Genomic DNA, 18,967 nt, shown 5'->3' with positions numbered 1-18,967 from the left:
ACAAATGTGGGAGCCGGCGTTGCCGGCGATGCGCCGCGCGGGCGGCGCTCGATCTCAAGTTCGCTAAAAATCCCAAGGCAAGCACCTGGCAGCCATGATGCGGTCCCCAGCCAATCCTGAACCTGCCCTTTTTCGTGCAAGAAATCTATGCAAAGCAGCAGCACCCTGTTTCCCGTGGCCCTGCTCAGGGCCGAACGTTGCGGCGACCTGAGCGAGGACGTCTACCGCCTGAAGGCCGGCAACAGCCCCGACCCGAGTGTCGAGCTGGCGCTGACCCGCCTTGGTATGGCCGATCAGGAGTCGGCCCGGGGCGTGCCGGTGATTCTTCTTCATGGCAGCTTTTCCAATCGGCGCTTCTGGTTTTCGCCCAAGGGCGTGGGCTTGGGCGCCTATCTGGCGCGGGCCGGCTTCGATGTGTGGATCCCGGAAATGCGCGGCCACGGTCTGTCGCCGCGCAACCGCGACTATGCGCGCAACCGCGTTGCCGATTACGCCGGCTACGACCTGCCGGCCATCGCCGCCTTTATCCATGAAATCACCGGACAGGCGGCGCACTGGCTCGGCCATTCCCTCGGCGGCACCACCCTGGCTGCTGCCCTGGGCGGGCGCTATCTGGATGAAACGCTGATCGCCAGTGCCGCGTTCTTCGGCACCCAGGTCAGCCGTACCTACTGGCCGCTGAAAATTCCGCCGGTGGAGTGGGGCGGTCGCCTGTTGCTCAAGCGCTTCGCGCATATCTCCGGTTCGCGGCTCAAGCGCGGCCCGGAAGACGAGCCGATCGGCCTGGCCATCGAAAGCATGCGCTGGTTCGGTCTGTTCGGACGTTTCGGCGAGAAGGGCAATGACTGGTGGGCCGGGCTGGCCGAGGTTCGGGTTCCCGTACTGGCGGTGGGCGGCGCTGGGGATTTCCAGGATCCGGTATGGGCCTGCCGCAAGCTGTTCGAGCAGATCGGCAGCGACGACAAGCGTTTCCTGAATCTTGGTGTGGCGGACGGATTCGACAACTTCGGCCATGTGGATATGCTGGTGAGCAAGCCCGCGCAGACTCAGGTCTGGCCGCTGGTGGAGCGCTGGTTGCGCGATCCGCTGGCGATGGTGGAACGCCCGGCTGCCGAGGAAGTTTCTCCCGAGCCGGTTAGCGGCTAAGATGTGACGTTTTTCGGAATTCTGGTCATTTATTGTTGCTGAGCGCCTGCCATGTTCGTTGCCCTGGAGCGTCTGATCAATCTGCATGACGGTTATCGCAAGACCTTCCAGGTCAATGGCCAGGGCTTGTTGCTGCTGGTGGTGGACAACCGTCCGGTGCTGATCGAGGACCGTTGTCCGCACCAGGGCGCGCCGCTGGGCAGGGCGACGCTGGAGGGGGATGTGCTGCGCTGTCCGCGGCATGGCATGACCTTCAGCCTGTCTTCCGGGCGGGCGTTGCAGCCGGGTTGTTCGGCCCTGCAGCTGTTCAAGCTGGCCTACGAGGGTGACCGCATTGGAATCGACGTGTAGCCTGAATCTGGTCTAAAGCCGTATTGCCAGATTTCGTCCGTTTCAGTGATTGTGAATTCCGACACCCATTCATCTTGGTTCTGACAGGAGTTTCCCATGCATTACGTAACGCCCGATTTGTGCGACGCCTACCCTGAGCTGGTGCAGGTGCTGGAGCCGATGTTCAGCAACTTCGGCGGTCGCGATTCGTTTGGCGGCGAGATCGTCACCATCAAGTGCTTCGAGGACAACTCGCTGGTCAAGGAGCAGGTCGATCTCGACGGCAAGGGCAAGGTCCTGGTGGTCGACGGCGGTGGTTCGCTGCGCCGCGCGCTGCTGGGCGACATGCTCGCCGAGAAGGCGGCGAAGAATGGCTGGGAAGGCCTGGTGATTTATGGTTGCGTGCGGGACGTGGATGTCCTGGCGCAGACCGACGTCGGCGTGCAGGCCCTGGCCAGCCACCCGATGAAGACCGACAAGCGCGGCATCGGCGACCTCAACGTCGCGGTGACCTTCGCTGGCGTCACTTTCCACCCCGGGCAATACGTCTACGCGGACAACAACGGCGTGATCATCTCGCCCAGCCCGCTGAAGATGCCCGAGTAATCACGTAAACAGTCGATGGAGTAGGGATGTTCGAGGAAGACAACGCGCAGTGGGGGCTGGTCCATGCCCTGGTTCTCGATGGCAGGGGCGGTGCGCGTCCTATCGCTCGGACTGAACTCGACACCCTGGTCCTGCAGCCGGAGGAAAGCCTCTGGCTGCACTGGGACCGCGGTCACCCGCAAACCCAGACCTGGCTGCGCCAGGACAGCGGGCTGAACGAGTTTTCCTGCGACCTGCTGCTGGAAGAAAACACCCGTCCACGCCTGCTGGCGCTGCCTGATGCGCAGATGCTGCTGTTCCTCCGTGGGGTCAACCTCAATCCCGGTGCCGAGCCGGAAGACATGGTGTCGGTGCGCATCTTCGCCGAAGACCGCCGGGTGATTTCCCTGCGTCTGCGGCCGTTGCGCGCTACCGACGAGCTGTTGCAGCAACTGGATGAAGGACGTGGCCCACGCACGGCGTCGGAGTTGCTGCTGAGCCTGTCGCAATTGCTGACTGACAAGATCCAGGCGGTGGTGTCCGACCTGTCGGAACTGGTCGACGACGAGGAAGAAAAGCTCGAAGCCGACGAACGGTATACCCCGGAGCATGGTGCCTTGCAGCAGATGCGTCGGCGGGCGGCGGGTCTGCGCCGTTTTCTCGCGCCGCAGCGGGAAATCTACGCACAACTGGCACGCAACAAATGGCCGTGGTTCGTCGAGGACGACGCCGATTACTGGAACGAGCTGAACAACAGCCTGATTCGCTACCTCGAAGAGCTGGAACTGACCCGCGAACGGGTGGCGATGGTGCTGGAAAGCGAGGACCGCCGCCTGAACGAGCGGATGAACCGGACCATGTACCGGTTTGGCATCATCACCTGCATTTTCCTGCCGATGAGCTTTGTCACCGGGTTGCTGGGGATCAATGTTGGCGGGATTCCGGGCTCCGACAGCCCGCTTGGCTTCCTCTATGCCAGTTTGCTGGTGCTGGGCCTGGCGTTGGGGCAGTGGTGGCTGTTCCGCCGGTTGCGCTGGGTCTGACTGATGCAAAATCAAAAGCACGACGCGGTCCCTGTAGGAGCTGGCTTGCCAGCGATTGCAATAGTGAATTCACCACAGCAATCGCTGGCAAGCCAGCTCCCACAGGGTTCAGATGAACAAGCTCCATTGGTTTCATCTCAGCCTGCCGTAGGCATCCTTCATGTGACCTGTGGGACGAGCGTCTCGTCTTTGACAGACATTGCGCGAGGTGCCCATGCACGATCCGTTTGAACAATCCCTGCGAGACATGCTCAATTCGTCGCCCTCCTGGCAGGACCGGGATGACGACGCTTGCCTCGGGCGTGTCCTGAAAACCGCCAACCGCCAGGTTGGCGCCGGCGATATGTTCAGCCTGCTTGGCCGCTGGGGCCAGGCGCTGATGATCGCCCTCAACAATGGCTCGGCGCATGTTGCGCCGGTTCGCCGCACCGCTTCCAAAAAAGCTGATAAGGCCGATTGAATATGGAACTTGATCTCTGGACCCAGAGCCTGGTCGCTGCGATGACCGCGTTGTGGACCAAAGTCGCGAACTTCATCCCTAACCTGTTTGGCGCCCTGGTGGTCGTGCTGCTCGGCTTCGTGGTCGCCAAGCTGCTCGATACCTTGCTGTCCAAGCTGCTGGCCAAGCTCGGCCTCGATCGCCTGATGGGCGGCACCGGCCTGACCAAGATGCTCAGCCGCGTCGGCATCCAGGTGCCGATCTCGACCCTGATCGGCAAGATCGTCTACTGGTTCGTGCTTCTGGTATTCCTCGTCTCCGCTGCCGAATCCCTCGGTCTTGAGCGGGTTTCCGCGACCCTCGACATGCTCGCCCTGTACCTGCCGAAGGTGTTCGGCGGTGCGCTGGTGTTGCTCGCCGGCCTGCTGCTGGCCCAGGTGGCCAATGGCCTGGTGCGCGGCGCCGCCGAAGGTATCGGCCTGGAATATGCCGCTGGGCTGGGGCGAATTGCCCAAGGCCTGGTGATCATCATCAGCATCTCGGTGGCCATCAGCCAGCTCGAGGTGAAAACCGATCTGCTCAACCATGTGATCGTCATCGGCCTGATTACCGTTGGTCTGGCCGTGGCCCTGGCCATGGGCCTGGGCAGCCGCGAGATCGCCGGGCAGATCATTGCTGGCATTTATGTCCGCGAGCTTTACCAGGTCGGCCAGGAAGTGCGGATTGGCGACGTCGAAGGGCAGATCGAAGAGATCGGTACGGTGAAGACAGTAGTGCTGACCGATGATGGCGATCTGGTGTCGCTGTCTAACCGGACACTGCTGGAGCAGCGGGTCAGTAGCCGCTAACCGGGCAAATCCTGCTAATGTATGCCGCCGCAAAATCTGCCCCCTTGGGCAGGCGGCGACGAATACCTGACTGTCGGCCTGATTTGTTTTGAATAGAACCTCACCGCTGCCCATGCGTTACGACCCCCGCGAACTCACCGATGAGGAGTTGGTGGCGCGTTCGCATGAGGAGCTATTTCACGTTACCCGCGCCTATGAAGAGCTCATGCGGCGCTATCAGCGCACACTTTTTAACGTATGCGCGCGTTATCTCGGGAACGATCGAGACGCCGACGATGTCTGTCAGGAGGTGATGTTGAAGGTGCTGTATGGATTGAAGAACTTCGAGGGCAAATCGAAGTTCAAGACCTGGCTCTACAGCATTACCTATAACGAGTGCATCACCCAGTATCGCAAGGAGCGGCGCAAGCGGCGTTTGATGGATGCCCTGAGTCTCGACCCGGTGGAAGAGGCCTCGGAAGAGAAATCGCCGAAGCCGGAAGAGAAGGGCGGGCTGGATCGATGGCTGGTTCATGTGAACCCCATCGATCGGGAAATCCTGGTGCTGCGATTTGTCGCAGAGCTGGAGTTCCAGGAGATCGCCGACATCATGCACATGGGCTTGAGCGCCACGAAAATGCGCTACAAGCGTGCGCTGGACAAGCTTCGCGAGAAATTTTCCGGACAGATTGAAACTTAGCTGGAAGGAATTTTCTCTAACGATTCGGCGGGTTCTGCTAAACTTGCCGACGAGTTGTCCCCCAGATATTGGTGGGGACTGCTTAACAATCACCAAATGGGGATTTAACGGATGAAATTGAAAAACACCTTGGGCTTGGCCATTGGTTCTCTGGTTGCCGCTACTTCTTTCGGCGCTCTGGCACAAGGCCAAGGCGCGGTTGAGGTTGAAGGCTTCTACAAGAAAGAATTCTTCGACAGTCAGCGCGACTTCAAAAATGACGGCAACCTGTTCGGTGGCTCGATTGGTTACTTCCTGACCGACGACGTCGAACTGCGTCTGGGCTACGACGAAGTTCACAACGCTCGTGGCGAAGATGGCAAGAACATCAAGGGCTCGAACACCGCCCTGGACGCTCTGTACCACTTCAACAACCCAGGCGACATGCTGCGTCCATACGTCTCCGCTGGTTTCTCCGACCAGAGCATCGGCCAGACCGGCCGTGGTGGTCGTAACGGCTCCACCTTCGCCAACCTGGGCGCTGGTGCCAAGCTGTACTTCACCGACAACTTCTACGCCCGTGCCGGCGTTGAAGCCCAGTACAACATCGACCAGGGTGACACCGAGTGGGCACCAAGCGTTGGTGTCGGCCTGAACTTCGGTGGTGGCTCCAAAGCCGCTCCTGCTCCAGCTCCTGCTCCAGTTGCCGAAGTCTGCTCCGACAGCGACAACGATGGCGTCTGCGACAACGTCGACAAGTGCCCAGACACCCCAGCCAACGTTACCGTTGACGCTGATGGCTGCCCGGCTGTTGCCGAAGTCGTTCGCGTTGAGCTGGACGTCAAGTTCGACTTCGACAAGTCGGTCGTCAAGCCAAACAGCTACGGCGACATCAAGAACCTGGCTGACTTCATGAAGCAGTACCCATCCACCAGCACCACTGTTGAAGGTCACACTGACTCCGTCGGTACTGACGCTTACAACCAGAAGCTGTCGCAGCGTCGTGCTGACGCCGTGAAGAACGTTCTGACCAACCAGTACGGTGTTGAGTCGAGCCGCGTTCAGTCGGTTGGCTACGGTGAAACCCGTCCGGTTGCCGACAACGCCACCGAAGCTGGTCGCGCTGTTAACCGTCGCGTAGAAGCTCAAGTAGAAGCCCAAGCCAAGTAATTGGTCTAAGCCCTACTGAAAAACCCGGCCTCGGCCGGGTTTTTCTTTTTGTGCGCATACCGTGGGAGCGAGCTTGCTCGCGAAGGGCCGCCAAGCGGCCCCAATCAGGAACTAGCCGCTACACATCAGACCGCCTCACGCTGCACTTCAACCACTGCCGACACCACACCAGCCACCTCACCAATCACCAGCACCGCCGGACTCTTCAGTTCGAACACTCCAGCATCCACATCCATCCGCTGCAACTCACTACGACACTCCCGCTGCCCCGGCAACGACGCATTCTCGATCATCGCCACCGGCATCCCCGGCGCCATCCCGGCAGCCAGCAAACCTTGCTGGATCTCCTTCAGGCGCGCCACACCCATGTACACCACCAGGGTCATGCCACTGCGGGCCAGTCCCTGCCAGTCCAGTGGGCTGTCGTCCTGGGTATGGGCGGTGACCAGCGTCACCCCGCGACTCACCCCGCGCAGGGTCAGGGGAATCCCGCAGCGCGTCGCGCCGGCAAGTCCGGCGGTGATGCCATTGACCAGTTCCACCTCCACCCCACGCTCCTGCAGCCACTCGGCTTCCTCGCCGCCGCGGCCGAAAATGCACGGATCACCGCCTTTCAGGCGCACCACGCAACGCCCCTGACGGGCATGGCGCAGCATCAGGCGCTGGATAAACGCCTGCGGCGTCGAGCGGCAGCCACCGCGCTTGCCGACCCGGATCACCCGGGCCTGCGGGCAGTGCTGGAGGATCTCCGGGTTGACCAGATCATCCAGCATCACCACCTCGGCTTCCTTAAGGGCGCGGACCGCCTTGAGGGTCAGCAGCTCCGGATCGCCAGGGCCAGCGCCAACCAGCCAGACTTTTGCATTCATGGTGTAGTCCTCATCAGTAGGGCGCCGTCAGCCTTTTAGCAGACTGATCAGCAGAATCAGGTTGAGCAGCAGGGACAGCAGTGCCAGCCCGCGCCACACCTTCAGCGGTTCGCGTTCCAGCAAGGGTTTCGGGCGCAGCGCCAGCGGCTGATGTTCGCCCTGGTCGAGCAGCAACAGCCATTGCTCGGCCGTTTCGAAGCGCTGGCGCGGATCGCTGGCCACCGCCTGGGCCAGGTTGCGCTCCAGCCATTCCGGTACATCCGGGCGCAGCCGCGCGGCACTGGTCGGCGTGCCGAAGCGCGGATGCTGGAAAGCTTCGATCTCGCCGTAGGGGTAGTGCCCGGTCAGCAGCCAGAACAGGCTGACGCCCGTGGCATACAGATCCTGCTGCTGCGTGGGCGGCTCTCCGGCGTAGGCCTCGGGGGCGATGAACGATGGCGTGCCGGGCAGGTCGTGGGCGCTGTCTTCGGACAGCCCCGGGCAAAACGCCAGGCCGAAGTCCAGCAGGCGCACCTGGCCGTCATCACCCAGGTGCAGGTTGTTCGGCTTGATATCGCGATGCAGGATATTGCGCCGATGCAGCATGCCCACCGCGCGCAGGGTCTGCCGGGCGATATCCAGCCATTGCGGCAGGGGCAGCGGCGCCTGCTGCTGAAGCTGGGCCAGGGTCTGGCCCGGGTACTCGCGCATCAGGTAGTACAGGTGCTGGCGCTGGGTGCCCGGATGTATCTCGGGAAAACAGCGCCCGGCCACCCGCCGCAGAAACCACTCCTCCATCAGCAGGCTCTGCTGCGCAGCGCTGTCCTGCTCGCGACTGGCAGGCAGGGTTTTCAGCAGCCAGGGTTGTCCTTGGCGGTCGAGCACGCGGTACAGCAGGGACTGACGGCTTTTGCCCAGCAGCGCATCCACCTGCCAGCCTTCGAAAAGCTGGCCGGGACGCAGCGCAGGCGGCAGCGGCCATTGCTGCAACTGCGCCAGGGTATCGCCGAGGCTGGCATTACCGATTTCCTCGACCCGCACCAGGACCGCGCTGGCATTGTCCTGGCTGCCGGCCAGATGGGCCATGCGCACCAGGGTGTCGGCGGCTTCCTGCAGGTCCGGGTGGTCGCGCAGTACGCCGGCGATCTGCTGCTCGTTGAGCACGCACCAGACCCCATCGCTGAGCAGGACGAACTGCTCGCCCTGTTGCAGCTCGCCTTCCAGGTAGTCCACCAGCAGGTGTTCATCCAGACCCAGCGCGCGCTTGAGCACATGCTGCATGCCGGGTTGGTCCCAGACATGGTCCTGGCTGAGGCGCTGCAGCGTCCCGGTCTGCCAGCGATAGACCCGGCAGTCGCCGACGTGGGCCAGGGTGAAGCGCTGGCCACGCAGCACCAGGGTGCTCAGGGTGGTCAGCAGCGGCTGCCCGCCACCATTGGCGCGCAACCAGCGATTCTGTGCCAGCAACAGGCGATCCAGGGCCTGGGCCACGCCCCAGGTGGGCGGCGTGGCGTAATAGTCCATGGCCAATGCCTGCAGGCTGGCCCGCGCGGCCAGGCCGCCGTCGGCGCACTGGCTGACGCCGTCGGCGAGGGCGAACAGGTAGCCCTTGCTGGCGGCCAGTTCCGGCGCCGGGGTGACCAGGCGCGTGGCGTCCTGGTTTTCCTCGCGCGGGCCGCTGGCGCTGGCCTGGGCGGTGCTCAGTCGCAGGCTCATGGGAATGCCTCAGACCCGCGCCGCAGTAACGGCAGCGGAGCCCCAGGTGGTGCGCCAGCGGCGTTTGACCCCGTGCAGGCCGAACCAGGCCAGCACACCGAGGCTGGCGAACAGCCACAGGCCCAGTTGGTAATCGCCACTGTGCTGCTTGATCGCGCCGAGCCCGGCGGCCAGAAGGAAGCCGCCGATACCGCCGGCCATGCCGATCAGCCCGGTCATCACCCCGATTTCCTGGCGGAAGCGCTGCGGCACCAACTGGAACACCGCGCCATTGCCCGCACCAAGGCCGAGCATGGCGCTGACGAACAGTGCCAGGGCCGCCACCGAGCTAGGCAGGTTGAAGCCCACCGCAGCAATGCAGATCGCCGCCACGCTGTACATCGCCAGCAGGGTGCGGATGCCGCCGAAACGGTCGGCCAGGGCGCCGCCCAGCGGGCGCATCAGGCTGCCGGCGAACACGCAGGCGGCGGTGTAGTAGCCGGCCTTGACCGGGTCGAGGCCGTACTGGTCGTTGAAGTAGCCGGGCAGGGCGCTGGCCAGGCCGATGAAGCCGCCGAAGGTGACGCTGTAGAAGAACATGAACCACCAACTGTCGCGGTCGCCCAGGGCCTTGAGGTAATCAGCCATGGCCTTGGGTTTCGGCCGTTGTGGGGCATTGCGGGCGAGCAGGGCGAACAGCGCCAGGGTCAACACCAGCGGCAGCACGGCGAAGCCGAACACGTTGTTCCAGCCGTAGGCAGCGGCCAGTACCGGCGCCAGCAGCGCGGCGAACACGGTACCGGAGTTGCCGGCACCGGCGATGCCCATGGCCTTGCCCTGGTGCTGCGGCGGGTACCACTGCGAGGCCAGCGGCAGGGACACGGCGAAGGAAGCCCCGGCAACGCCGAGGAACACGCCCAGCAGCAGCGCTTGCTCATAGCTGTTGACCCCCATCTTCCAGGCGCTGAACAGGGCGACGATAACGATCACCTGGCCGATCAGGCCGGCGGTCTTCGGCGACAGCTTGTCCACCAGGATGCCCATGACAAAGCGCAGCACGGCCCCGGCGAGAATCGGCGTCGCTACCATCAGTCCGCGTTGTTGGGTGGTCAGTTGCAAGTCGGTGGCGATCTGCACCGCCAGCGGGCCGAGCAGGTACCAGACCATGAAGCTCAGGTCGAAATACAGGAAAGCGGCAAACAGGGTCGGGACATGCCCGGATTTCCAGAAGCTCGTATTCATGGGACACCTCACGGGGCTGAAACAAAAAAACGCCGCTTCCCGGCTCGCATGGGGGCGAGGGGGAGAGCGACGTCTTTGTCGGATTTGATTTTGGGGCAGCCGCCGTTGGCTACCGGAGTTTCCGAAGATTTATTAGCAAGAGGTGGGCCAGTTTGTCCTGTGGTGCCTGGCGCGGACCTTGTGGGAGCTGGCGTTGCCAGCGATGAGGCCCGCAAGAACAACTAGACCAGCAAGATCGATGTCGAGGCTGATGGCCTCATCGCCGGCAATGCCGGCTCCCACAGGGGGCTGGGTCAGCCGCATGATCCAGGCCAGGCACAAGAAGTGATAAGGCCCTGATGACAAATCAGCCCAACAGGTCATGCATGGCAATGATCTGCTCCGCCACCTGGATCAGCTTCTGCTGCTTGCTCATGGCCTGCCTGCGCATCAGGGTGTAGGCCTGTTCCTCATCACAGTCCTTCATCTTCATCAACAGTCCCTTGGCCAGCTCGATGCGCTTGCGCTCGGCCAGTTGCTGGTCGCGGGCCTGGAGCTGGGCCTTGAGCGCCTGGTCGCTTTCGAAGCGGGCCATGGCCACGTCGAGGATCGGCTGCAGGCGCCGGGCATGGATGCCCTCGACGATATAGGCACTGACCCCGGCCTGGATCGCCTGGCGCATCACCCCCGGATCGTGCTCGTCGGTAAACATCACGATCGGCCGCGGCAGGTCGCGGCTGACCAGCACCACCTGGTCCATCACATCGCGGCCCGGTGATTCGGTATCGATCAAAATCACATCCGGACGCACCGTTTCGACGCGCGCCGGCAGGTCGATGGTCAGGCCGGACTCCTCGATCACCTCGAAGCCGGCTTCCACCAGCGCTGCACGCAGCCGTCCGACCTTCTTCTCGGTGTCGTCGATCAACAGGATTCGCAACATCAGGGCAACTCCTGTTAGTGGTCGGACAAAGCGTGCAGGCGGAAGCCGTGGGCGTAGCCGCGCGGATCGCTGCCATCCCAGACCACACCGTCGATCAGTTGGCTGCTGCGCATGACCGCGACCGGGCAATCGATGCCAAGGCTGGTGGCGGCATCGCGATACAGGCCGAGTTGCTGGACCTCGCGGGCCACGCCCAGGTAGTCGGGATCTTCCCGCAGCAGGCCCCAGCGACGGAACTGGGTCATGAACCACATGCCGTCGGACAGGTACGGCACGTTGGCCGCGCCGCCGTTGTGCAGGCTCAGGGCGTGGGCGTCGTGCCAGTGGTTACCCAGGCCGTCGCTGTAGTCGCCGAGCATGCGCGGCTCGATATCCTCCAGCGGTGCGTCGAGGTAGTTTTCGGCGCTGAGCAGGCGCGCGGTGGCGCGGCGGTTTTCCAGGCTTTCCTCGATGAAGCGGCTGGCCGCCAGCACCGAGGCCACCAGGGCGCGGGCGCTGTTGGGATATTGCTGGGTGAAGGCGGCAGTGCTGGCCAGCACTTTCTCCGGGTGATCCGGCCAGATCGATTGGCTGGTGGCCAGGGTAAAGCCCATGCCTTGGTTCACCGCGTTGGCCGACCAGGGTTCGCCCACGCAGAAACCGTCGATGCGACCGGCGCGCAGGTGGGCGAGCATCTGCGAGGGCGGAACCACCACGCTGTTGACGTCCTGCAAGGGATGAATGCCCTGGCTGGCGAGCCAGTAATACAGCCACATGGCATGGGTGCCGGTGGGGAAGGTCTGGGCGAAGGTCAGTTTTGCGCGGCTTTGGTGCACATGGCGTTCCAGTGCCTCAGGAGTGGTCACGCCCAAGGCCCGCAAGTCCGGAGACAGGTTGATGCTCTGGCCATTGTGGTTAAGGCCCATCAGCACCGACATCGGCGCTGCGGCAACACCGCCGATGCCCAGGTGGACGGCGTAGGTCAGGCCGTACAGGCAATGCACGGCATCCAGCTCGCCGCTGAGCAGCCCGTCGCGCAGCCCGGCCCAGGAACTCTGGCGCTTGAGATTGAGGGTCAGGCCATGGGGCTGGGCAAAGCCCTGGGTCGCGGCGACCACCAGGGGCGCACAGTCGCTCAGGGCCATGAAGCCGATGTTGAGGCTGGTCTTTTCCGGCGCATCGCTGCCGTGCAGCCAGGCCAGGGGGGAGGGGGAAAAATCGGTCATCGCAGTGCAGTCGCCCGGCAGGTAAAGCGCTTGGCCAGCGTCTTGAAGATGCCGACCCCATGCAGGCGCTCAAGCAACCCATATGCCAAGCCCCTGTCACCCAAAGCCCGCCGTGGCTATAATCGCCACCTCTCCAAATCCAGAGCCAAGCCCGCCCATGTATAACCTGGCCCGCCAGCTGTTGTTCAAACTGTCCCCGGAAACTTCCCACGACCTGTCGCTCGACCTGATCGGTGCCGGCGGCCGCCTGGGCCTCAACGGGCTGTTGACCAAGGCGCCGGCGCGTTTGCCGGTGAAGGTCATGGGCCTGGAGTTCGCCAACCCGGTCGGCCTGGCCGCCGGCCTGGACAAGAACGGCGCGGCCATCGACGGCTTCGCCCAACTGGGCTTCGGCTTCGTCGAGATCGGCACCGTGACCCCGCGTTCGCAGCCGGGCAACCCGAAGCCGCGGATCTTCCGCCTGCCGGAAGCCGAGGCGATCATCAATCGCATGGGCTTCAACAACCTTGGCGTGGACAACCTGATCAACCGCGTGCGCGCCTCCAGCTACAAGGGCGTGCTCGGCATCAATATCGGCAAGAACTTCGACACCCCGGTCGAGCGCGCGGTGGACGACTACCTGATCTGCCTGGACAAGGTCTACACCCACGCCAGCTACATCACCGTCAACGTCAGCTCGCCCAACACCCCGGGCCTGCGCAGCCTGCAGTTCGGTGACTCGCTCAAGCAACTGCTCGATACCCTGGCCGTGCGCCGTGAAGAACTGGCCCTGGCCCACGGCAAGCGGGTACCGGTAGCGATCAAGATCGCCCCGGACATGACCGACGAGGAAACCGCACTGGTGGCGGCAGCGCTGCTGGAATCGGGTATGGATGCGGTGATCGCCACCAACACCACCCTCAGCCGCGAGGGCGTCGAAGGCCTGAACCACGCGAACGAGGCCGGCGGCCTGTCCGGCGCCCCGGTCCGTGAGAAGAGCACCAACACCGTGAAGGTCCTGGCGGGTGAGCTGGCCGGGCGCATGCCGATCATCGCTGCAGGTGGTATCACCGAAGGCCGTCACGCCGCCGAGAAGATCGCTGCCGGCGCCAGCCTGGTGCAGATCTACTCCGGCTTCATCTACAAGGGCCCGGCGCTGATTCGTGAAGCGGTGGATGCCATTGCTGCGATGCCTGGCCGCTAATCCGCGGCCATAAAAAAGGGCCCCATTTGGGGCCCCCTGGGCCGAAGCCCGCCGCCCGGATGGGGCGCGCATGTGAAGCGGTTATTCGGTTGAAGCTCCTCGATCAGCCAACGGCGTGAACTTCGTTGAGTCTATGGATACCAGCGGTGCCGGTCATGCCATCCCAGTTGTCGCCCCGTCCTTCACGCCAGCCATTGATCCATGCCTGGCGCACGGAGGGTAGGGTGAAGGGGCAAAGCTCGCGGGATTTGCCGGTGACTCCGTATTGGTAGCCACGTGAAAATGCTCTTTCCAACGGATCACGCTTAAGTCTTCTCATAGGGTACTGCCCTCATTTGTTGACTGTAATGTCCCGTCGACCTCGTCTGAGGTCGGGCAGATTCTTTCTGCCGGTTTTGCGCTCGCTGCCGGCGTGGCGAGCTGAAGTGTCGTACCGTTGCGGTCACGACCTGAGTTGAGTTCTAACCAATGGGGCGTGACGTGTGAACGAACAAATTGTCATAAGCACGTAACCTTTCCATGGGTGAGGGGATAAGTAAAAAATTGCGACGGAAGGAGATCCCGGGTAAAGCCAACTATCATCAGGAGTTACCCGGCCTTTGCAGCAAAAGGCCATCGTCAGGAGCATTTTCCGGCGCTGGCCGATAAAACGACGAAGGGTCACTTTTGTGACCCACAGCAACAGAATTATTCCATCTGCCCGACGATCAAAGCCTTTTTGCCAGCGCAGGAAGGACCGCGTCGGGTGGCCCGGTACGCGAAGTCGTACCACTCGGAGGCTTGCAGAAGGTCTCCGATCAAACTTCGAAGGGCGATGCGCTCGCACCTTCACTACAAGGCTGGATTGACCCATGTCGGACCGTTTCGAACTCTATCTCACCTGTCCCAAAGGCCTGGAAGGCCTGCTCGCCGATGAGGCCCGCGGCCTTGGCCTGGAGGACGTGCGCGAGCACACCTCGGCCCTGCGCGGCTCGGCCGATATGGAAACCGCCTACCGCCTGTGCCTGTGGTCGCGCCTGGCCAACCGCGTGCTGCTGGTACTCAAGCGCTTCAACATGAAGAACGCCGACGATCTGTACGACGGCGTCCACGAGGTCGACTGGCAGGAACACCTGGACGCCGCCGGCACCCTGGCGGTGGAGTTCAGCGGCCATGGCTCGGGCATCGACAACACCCACTTCGGTGCCCTGAAGGTCAAGGACGCCATCGTCGACAAGCTGCGTAATGCCCAGGGCGAGCGCCCGTCGATCGACAAGCTCAATCCCGACCTGCGCGTGCACCTGCGCCTGGAGCGCGGTGAAGCGATCCTCTCCCTCGACCTCTCCGGCCACAGCCTGCACCAGCGCGGCTACCGCCTGCAGCAAGGCGCTGCGCCGCTCAAGGAAAACCTCGCCGCCGCCGTGCTGATCCGTGCCGGCTGGCCGCGCATCGCCGCCGAAGGTGGGGCGCTGGCCGACCCGATGTGCGGTGTCGGGACCTTCCTCGTCGAAGCCGCGATGATCGCCGCCGATATCGCGCCTAACCTCAAGCGCGAGCGCTGGGGCTTCACCTCCTGGCTTGGCCATGTGCCGGCGCTGTGGCGCAAGGTGCATGACGAGGCCCGCGCCCGCGCCGAAGCCGGCCTGGCCCGCCCTCCACTGTGGATTCGCGGTTACGAGGCCGATCCGCGGCTGATCCAGCCGGGCCGCAACAACGTCGAGCGCGCCGGCCTGAGCGACTGGGTGAAGATCTACCAGGGCGAGGTCGGCACCTTCGAGCCGCGTCCGGACCAGAACCAGAAAGGCCTGGTAATCAGCAACCCACCCTACGGCGAACGCCTCGGCGACGAAGCCAGCCTGCTCTACCTCTACCAGAACCTCGGCGAGCGCCTGCGCCAGGCCTGCCTCGGCTGGGAAGCGGCGGTGTTCACCGGCGCCCCGGACCTGGGCAAGCGCATGGGCATTCGCAGTCACAAGCAGTACGCCTTCTGGAACGGCGCGCTGCCCTGCAAGCTGCTGCTGATCAAGGTGCAACCGGACCAGTTCGTCACCGGCGAGCGTCGTAGCGGCGAGCGCAACCAGGACGACGAACGCCCGGTCCAGGCCGTGGCCGCCGAGCCTGCACGCCTGAGCGAAGGCGGGCAGATGTTCGCCAACCGCCTGCAGAAGAACCTCAAACAACTGGGCAAGTGGGCCAAGCGCGAGCACATCACCTGCTACCGCCTCTACGATGCCGACATGCCCGAGTACGCCCTGGCGGTCGACCTGTACCAGGGCTGGGTGCATGTGCAGGAATACGCCGCGCCGCGCTCGGTTGATCCGGAAAAGGCCCAGGCCCGTCTGTTCGATGCGCTGGCGGCGATTCCGCAGGCGCTGGGTGTCGACCAGAGCAAGGTGGTGGTCAAGCGCCGCGAGCGGCAGAGCGGCACCCGCCAGTACGAGCGGCAGAACACCCAGGGGCAGTTCCTCGAAGTCAGCGAAGGCGGGGTCAAGCTGCTGGTCAACCTGACCGACTACCTCGATACCGGCCTGTTCCTCGACCACCGCCCGATGCGCATGCGCATCCAGCGCGAAGCGGCCGGCAAGCGCTTCCTCAACCTGTTCTGCTACACCGCCACGGCCAGCGTGCATGCGGCCAAGGGCGGTGCGCGCAGCACCACCAGCGTCGACCTGTCGAAGACCTACCTGGACTGGGCGCGGCGCAACCTGTCGCTCAACGGCTACTCGGACAAGAACCGTCTCGAACAGGGCGACGTGATGGCCTGGCTGCAAGGCAATCGCGAGCAGTACGACCTGATCTTCATCGACCCGCCGACCTTCTCCAACTCCAAGCGCATGGAAGGGGTGTTCGACGTGCAGCGCGACCATGTGCAACTGCTCGACCTGGCGGTTGCACGTCTGGCCCCGGGTGGCGTGCTGTACTTCTCCAACAACTTCCGCAAGTTCCAGCTCGACGAGAACCTGCAGGCGCGCTACGCCATCGAGGAAATCAGCGCCACCACCCTTGACCCGGACTTTGCCCGCAACAGCAAGATCCACCGGGCCTGGCGCATTCAGGCACGGTGATCGCCATGACTCCTTCAAGGTACTCGACGATGTGGCAACTAGCTATTATTGAAGAGAGCCTTGAGGGCCGTTTCCGGCCGGCGTCGTGAGTGTGTTGTCATGTCGAAGCCTGTCTTGCGCCAGAAGATGCTTGGGTTCATCAGCGAGGAAGCATCCGCCTGGCTGGTGGCCTTCGTTGCCTTGGTGGTCGGTGGCCTGCTGACCGCCCTGCTGGCGCTCGCCGCCAACAAGCTCTACCAGCAACAGCTGGTGCAACGCTTCGAGCTGCTCGCCAACGAGCGCTACAGCCGCATCGAAGAACGCCTGCAGGACCAGGTACAACGCCTGGATGGTCTGCGGCGTTTTTTCGTGTATGCCGAGGAAATCACCCGCGACGAGTTCGATGGCTACGTCGGTCCCTTGCTGCACCGTGCCCAGGCCTATTCCTGGGCGCCGCGGGTCAGCGATGCGGAGCGCGCGGCCTTCGAGCAGCGTTCGCGCAAGCTGTTCGGCAGCACCTTCTCCATTCGCGAACTGGGCGAGGGGGGCGCGTTGCAGCCTTCGCGGGTGCGGCCGCTGTATTACCCGGTGCTGTTCAGCCAGACCCGTAATCAACTGCCGCCGCCGCTGGGTTTCGATCTGCTGTCCCAGCAGGTGCGTGGCGATACCCTGCGGCGTGCGGTGACGCCCGGGGCCATGGCGGTGTCCGCGCCCCTCGACCTGATCGGCGTGGAGCCGGCCTATACCCGCGGCATGCTGATGGTCGCTCCGGTGTTCGCGATGAATGCCGTCGACGGCGAGCCCAAGGGCTATGTGATGACCGTGCTGAGCATGCGCCAGTTGATGGCCGACGGTTTGCCCAGCGCCAGTGAAGACAACCTGGTGGTGCGGATTCTCGACCTGTCCTCGCAGGCCAGCCCGGAAGCCCTGTTCCAGTCGGGTAACGAAGCGGCCGATTCGCCGTTGCGGGTGCGCAAGGTCCTGCACCTGGCCGACCACTCCTACCAGCTGGATATGTCGCCGAGCCAGGAATTCCTTCAGGACAACCGCTCCTCGGTCGCTGCCGTGGTGTTCGTCGGCGGGCTGCTCAGCCTGTTGCTCAGTGCCTTGCTGTTCAGCCTGTTCAGCCAGCGCCAGCGCGCCCTGACCCTGGTCGAGCAGCGCACCGCCGAACTGCGGGTCAGCGAGGAAAGCCTGCGTGATACCCACAACCAGTTGCGCAGCGTGCTGGATGCGGCAACCCAGGTGGCGATCATCGCCACCGACCTGCACGGCATGATCAGCACCTTCAATGCCGGCGCCGAACGCATGCTTGGTTACAGCTGCGAGGAAGCGGTGGGCAAGCTGACCCTCGAAAGCCTGCTGTTGCCGGAAGAGGTGCGCGAGCGGGCACGCTCCATGAGCCTGCGTTTCGGCCGCGAGATCAGTGGCAGCCAGGCGATGCTGGTGGACAGCCTGCCCAATGTCGATGAAGAACCTGGCGAATGGACCCTGCGGCGCAAGGATGGCAGCCTGCTGGCGGCGAATATGCTGGTGACCACGGTGCTCGACGAGTACGGGCTCTGGGTCGGGCACCTGGCGATCTGCATCGACATCACCGAGCGCAAGCGTGTGCACGAGGCGCTGGAAGCCCGTGACCGTCTGCTGGATAAGCTCACCGCCCAGGTGCCGGGGGGGATCTACCAGTTCCGCCTCAACCCGGACGGTACTTCGTGCTTCAGCTACTCCAGCGAAGGCCTGCGGGATATCTACGAAGTGGATCCGGAGTTGCTGCGCCAGGATGCGACCACGGTGTTCGAGCGCATTCACCCGGATGACCTGGCGCGGGTGCGCTTCTCGATCCGCGAGTCCGCCGACCAGTTGACGCCGTGGCGCGAGGAGTACCGCGTGCAACTGCCCAAGGCCGGACTGCGCTGGGTGCGCGGGGAGGCGACGCCGGAGCCGCTGGCCGATGGTGGGACGCTCTGGCATGGCTACCTGACGGATATTTCCGACCTGAAGCGGGTCGAGGAAGAATTGCGCGCCCTGTCGGTAACCGACTCCCTGACCGGCATCCACAACCGCCGCTACTTCCAGGAACGGCTCAAGGCCGAGCTGGAGCGGGCGCAACGCGGAGGCCAGGACCTGGCGGTGATCATGCTCGATATCGATCACTTCAAGCAGATCAACGACCGCTTTGGTCATGCCGTGGGCGATCTGGTGCTGCAGAGCTTGTGCCAGCGCATCAGCCATCGGCTGCGGCGTACCGATGTGTTCTGCCGGTTGGGTGGCGAGGAGTTCATGGTGCTGTGCCCGGGCAGCAACGCCAGCCAGGCGCACTCCCTGGCACTGGAGCTCTGGCAGGGGGTGCGCAGCGTACCGGTGGACGGCGTGGGACGTGTCACCGCCAGTTTCGGCGTGGCCGGCTGGCGCCCGGGGGAGGGCGCCGATGCCTTGTTGTTGCGTGCTGATTCGGGGGTCTATGCGGCCAAGCAGGGTGGTCGGGATCGAGTGGAGGCCGAGCAGTTTTGAGCGGTGCCCATGCCGGCCTCATCGCCGGCAAGCCGGCTCCCACAGGGTTCCAGGCCAGCCGCATGATCCAGGCCAGACACAGGAACCTGTGGGAGCTGGCATTGCCAGCGATGAGGCCG

General features: G+C 63.7%; 17 protein-coding genes. 11 read left to right on the top strand and 6 right to left on the bottom strand.

Features of this window, described 5'->3' with window-relative positions:
* The first annotated feature begins 147 nt into the window (after nucleotides 1-147).
* From ACODSK_RS29315 to ACODSK_RS29280, 8 genes are all read left to right on the top strand, one after another.
* Nucleotides 148-1,146, top strand: coding sequence for an alpha/beta fold hydrolase (locus ACODSK_RS29315; RefSeq protein WP_489021176.1), 999 nt, complete (start codon nucleotides 148-150; stop codon nucleotides 1,144-1,146).
* A gap of 51 nt (nucleotides 1,147-1,197) precedes the next feature.
* Nucleotides 1,198-1,497, top strand: a complete 300-nt coding sequence (locus ACODSK_RS29310) for a Rieske (2Fe-2S) protein (RefSeq protein WP_489021174.1) — start codon at nucleotides 1,198-1,200, stop codon at nucleotides 1,495-1,497.
* A 96-nt stretch (nucleotides 1,498-1,593) separates the two neighbouring features.
* Nucleotides 1,594-2,082 (top strand): ribonuclease E activity regulator RraA, encoded by a 489-nt coding sequence (gene rraA, locus ACODSK_RS29305; protein ID WP_489021172.1) that lies wholly within the window; start codon nucleotides 1,594-1,596, stop codon nucleotides 2,080-2,082.
* 26 nt (nucleotides 2,083-2,108) lie between these two features.
* Nucleotides 2,109-3,104 (top strand): zinc transporter ZntB, encoded by a 996-nt coding sequence (locus ACODSK_RS29300; RefSeq protein ID WP_489021171.1) that lies wholly within the window; start codon nucleotides 2,109-2,111, stop codon nucleotides 3,102-3,104.
* A 214-nt stretch (nucleotides 3,105-3,318) separates the two neighbouring features.
* A complete protein-coding gene (locus ACODSK_RS29295) occupies nucleotides 3,319-3,564 on the top strand; it encodes a CrfX protein (protein ID WP_489021169.1) in 246 nt (81 codons plus the stop codon).
* A 2-nt stretch (nucleotides 3,565-3,566) separates the two neighbouring features.
* The gene (locus ACODSK_RS29290) at nucleotides 3,567-4,391 is read left to right on the top strand and encodes a mechanosensitive ion channel family protein (protein WP_489021168.1); all 825 of its coding nucleotides are present in this window, start codon (nucleotides 3,567-3,569) and stop codon (nucleotides 4,389-4,391) included.
* Nucleotides 4,392-4,503: 112 nt separating this feature from the next.
* Nucleotides 4,504-5,070 carry an RNA polymerase sigma factor SigX gene (gene sigX / locus ACODSK_RS29285; RefSeq protein ID WP_042124229.1) on the top strand — a complete coding sequence of 189 codons (567 nt, stop codon included), beginning with the start codon at nucleotides 4,504-4,506 and terminating at the stop codon, nucleotides 5,068-5,070.
* 111 nt (nucleotides 5,071-5,181) lie between these two features.
* On the top strand, nucleotides 5,182-6,219 hold the full coding sequence (locus tag ACODSK_RS29280) for an OmpA family protein (RefSeq protein ID WP_489021166.1): 1,038 nt from the start codon (nucleotides 5,182-5,184) through the stop codon (nucleotides 6,217-6,219).
* A gap of 125 nt (nucleotides 6,220-6,344) precedes the next feature.
* On the opposite strand, the gene cobA is transcribed toward ACODSK_RS29280, so the two are convergent.
* The 5 genes from cobA to ACODSK_RS29255 all read right to left on the bottom strand — a co-directional run bounded on the left by cobA (nucleotide 6,345) and on the right by ACODSK_RS29255 (nucleotide 12,131).
* Nucleotides 6,345-7,088 carry a uroporphyrinogen-III C-methyltransferase gene (cobA, locus tag ACODSK_RS29275; RefSeq protein WP_489021164.1) on the bottom strand — a complete coding sequence of 248 codons (744 nt, stop codon included), beginning with the start codon at nucleotides 7,086-7,088 and terminating at the stop codon, nucleotides 6,345-6,347.
* A 27-nt stretch (nucleotides 7,089-7,115) separates the two neighbouring features.
* Entirely contained in the window at nucleotides 7,116-8,783 is a 1,668-nt protein-coding gene (locus ACODSK_RS29270) for a bifunctional protein-serine/threonine kinase/phosphatase (RefSeq protein ID WP_489021162.1), read from the bottom strand.
* A 9-nt stretch (nucleotides 8,784-8,792) separates the two neighbouring features.
* Nucleotides 8,793-10,004 (bottom strand): nitrate/nitrite transporter, encoded by a 1,212-nt coding sequence (locus ACODSK_RS29265; RefSeq protein WP_489021160.1) that lies wholly within the window; start codon nucleotides 10,002-10,004, stop codon nucleotides 8,793-8,795.
* A gap of 346 nt (nucleotides 10,005-10,350) precedes the next feature.
* A complete protein-coding gene (locus ACODSK_RS29260; protein WP_489021159.1) occupies nucleotides 10,351-10,926 on the bottom strand; it encodes an ANTAR domain-containing response regulator in 576 nt (191 codons plus the stop codon).
* A 14-nt stretch (nucleotides 10,927-10,940) separates the two neighbouring features.
* On the bottom strand, nucleotides 10,941-12,131 hold the full coding sequence (locus ACODSK_RS29255; RefSeq protein ID WP_489021157.1) for a CmpA/NrtA family ABC transporter substrate-binding protein: 1,191 nt from the start codon (nucleotides 12,129-12,131) through the stop codon (nucleotides 10,941-10,943).
* 157 nt (nucleotides 12,132-12,288) lie between these two features.
* Here ACODSK_RS29255 and ACODSK_RS29250 point away from each other — a divergent pair, with 157 nt between their 5' ends.
* A complete protein-coding gene (locus tag ACODSK_RS29250) occupies nucleotides 12,289-13,314 on the top strand; it encodes a quinone-dependent dihydroorotate dehydrogenase (RefSeq protein ID WP_489021156.1) in 1,026 nt (341 codons plus the stop codon).
* Between the two features lie 103 nt (nucleotides 13,315-13,417).
* On the opposite strand, the gene rmf is transcribed toward ACODSK_RS29250, so the two are convergent.
* Nucleotides 13,418-13,633: a ribosome modulation factor gene (gene rmf / locus ACODSK_RS29245; protein WP_009404525.1), complete on the bottom strand. Its 216-nt coding sequence runs from the start codon at nucleotides 13,631-13,633 to the stop codon at nucleotides 13,418-13,420.
* Nucleotides 13,634-14,165: 532 nt separating this feature from the next.
* Here rmf and rlmKL point away from each other — a divergent pair.
* Both rlmKL and ACODSK_RS29235 read left to right on the top strand, forming a co-directional pair.
* Nucleotides 14,166-16,358 (top strand): bifunctional 23S rRNA (guanine(2069)-N(7))-methyltransferase RlmK/23S rRNA (guanine(2445)-N(2))-methyltransferase RlmL, encoded by a 2,193-nt coding sequence (gene rlmKL, locus ACODSK_RS29240; protein ID WP_489021154.1) that lies wholly within the window; start codon nucleotides 14,166-14,168, stop codon nucleotides 16,356-16,358.
* A gap of 99 nt (nucleotides 16,359-16,457) precedes the next feature.
* Nucleotides 16,458-18,848, top strand: coding sequence for a sensor domain-containing diguanylate cyclase (locus ACODSK_RS29235; RefSeq protein ID WP_489021152.1), 2,391 nt, complete (start codon nucleotides 16,458-16,460; stop codon nucleotides 18,846-18,848).
* Nucleotides 18,849-18,967 lie beyond the last annotated feature (119 nt).

It is taken from the genome of Pseudomonas sp. FG98 (assembly GCF_057808595.1).
This window is presented reverse-complemented; position numbering and strand designations above follow the sequence as displayed.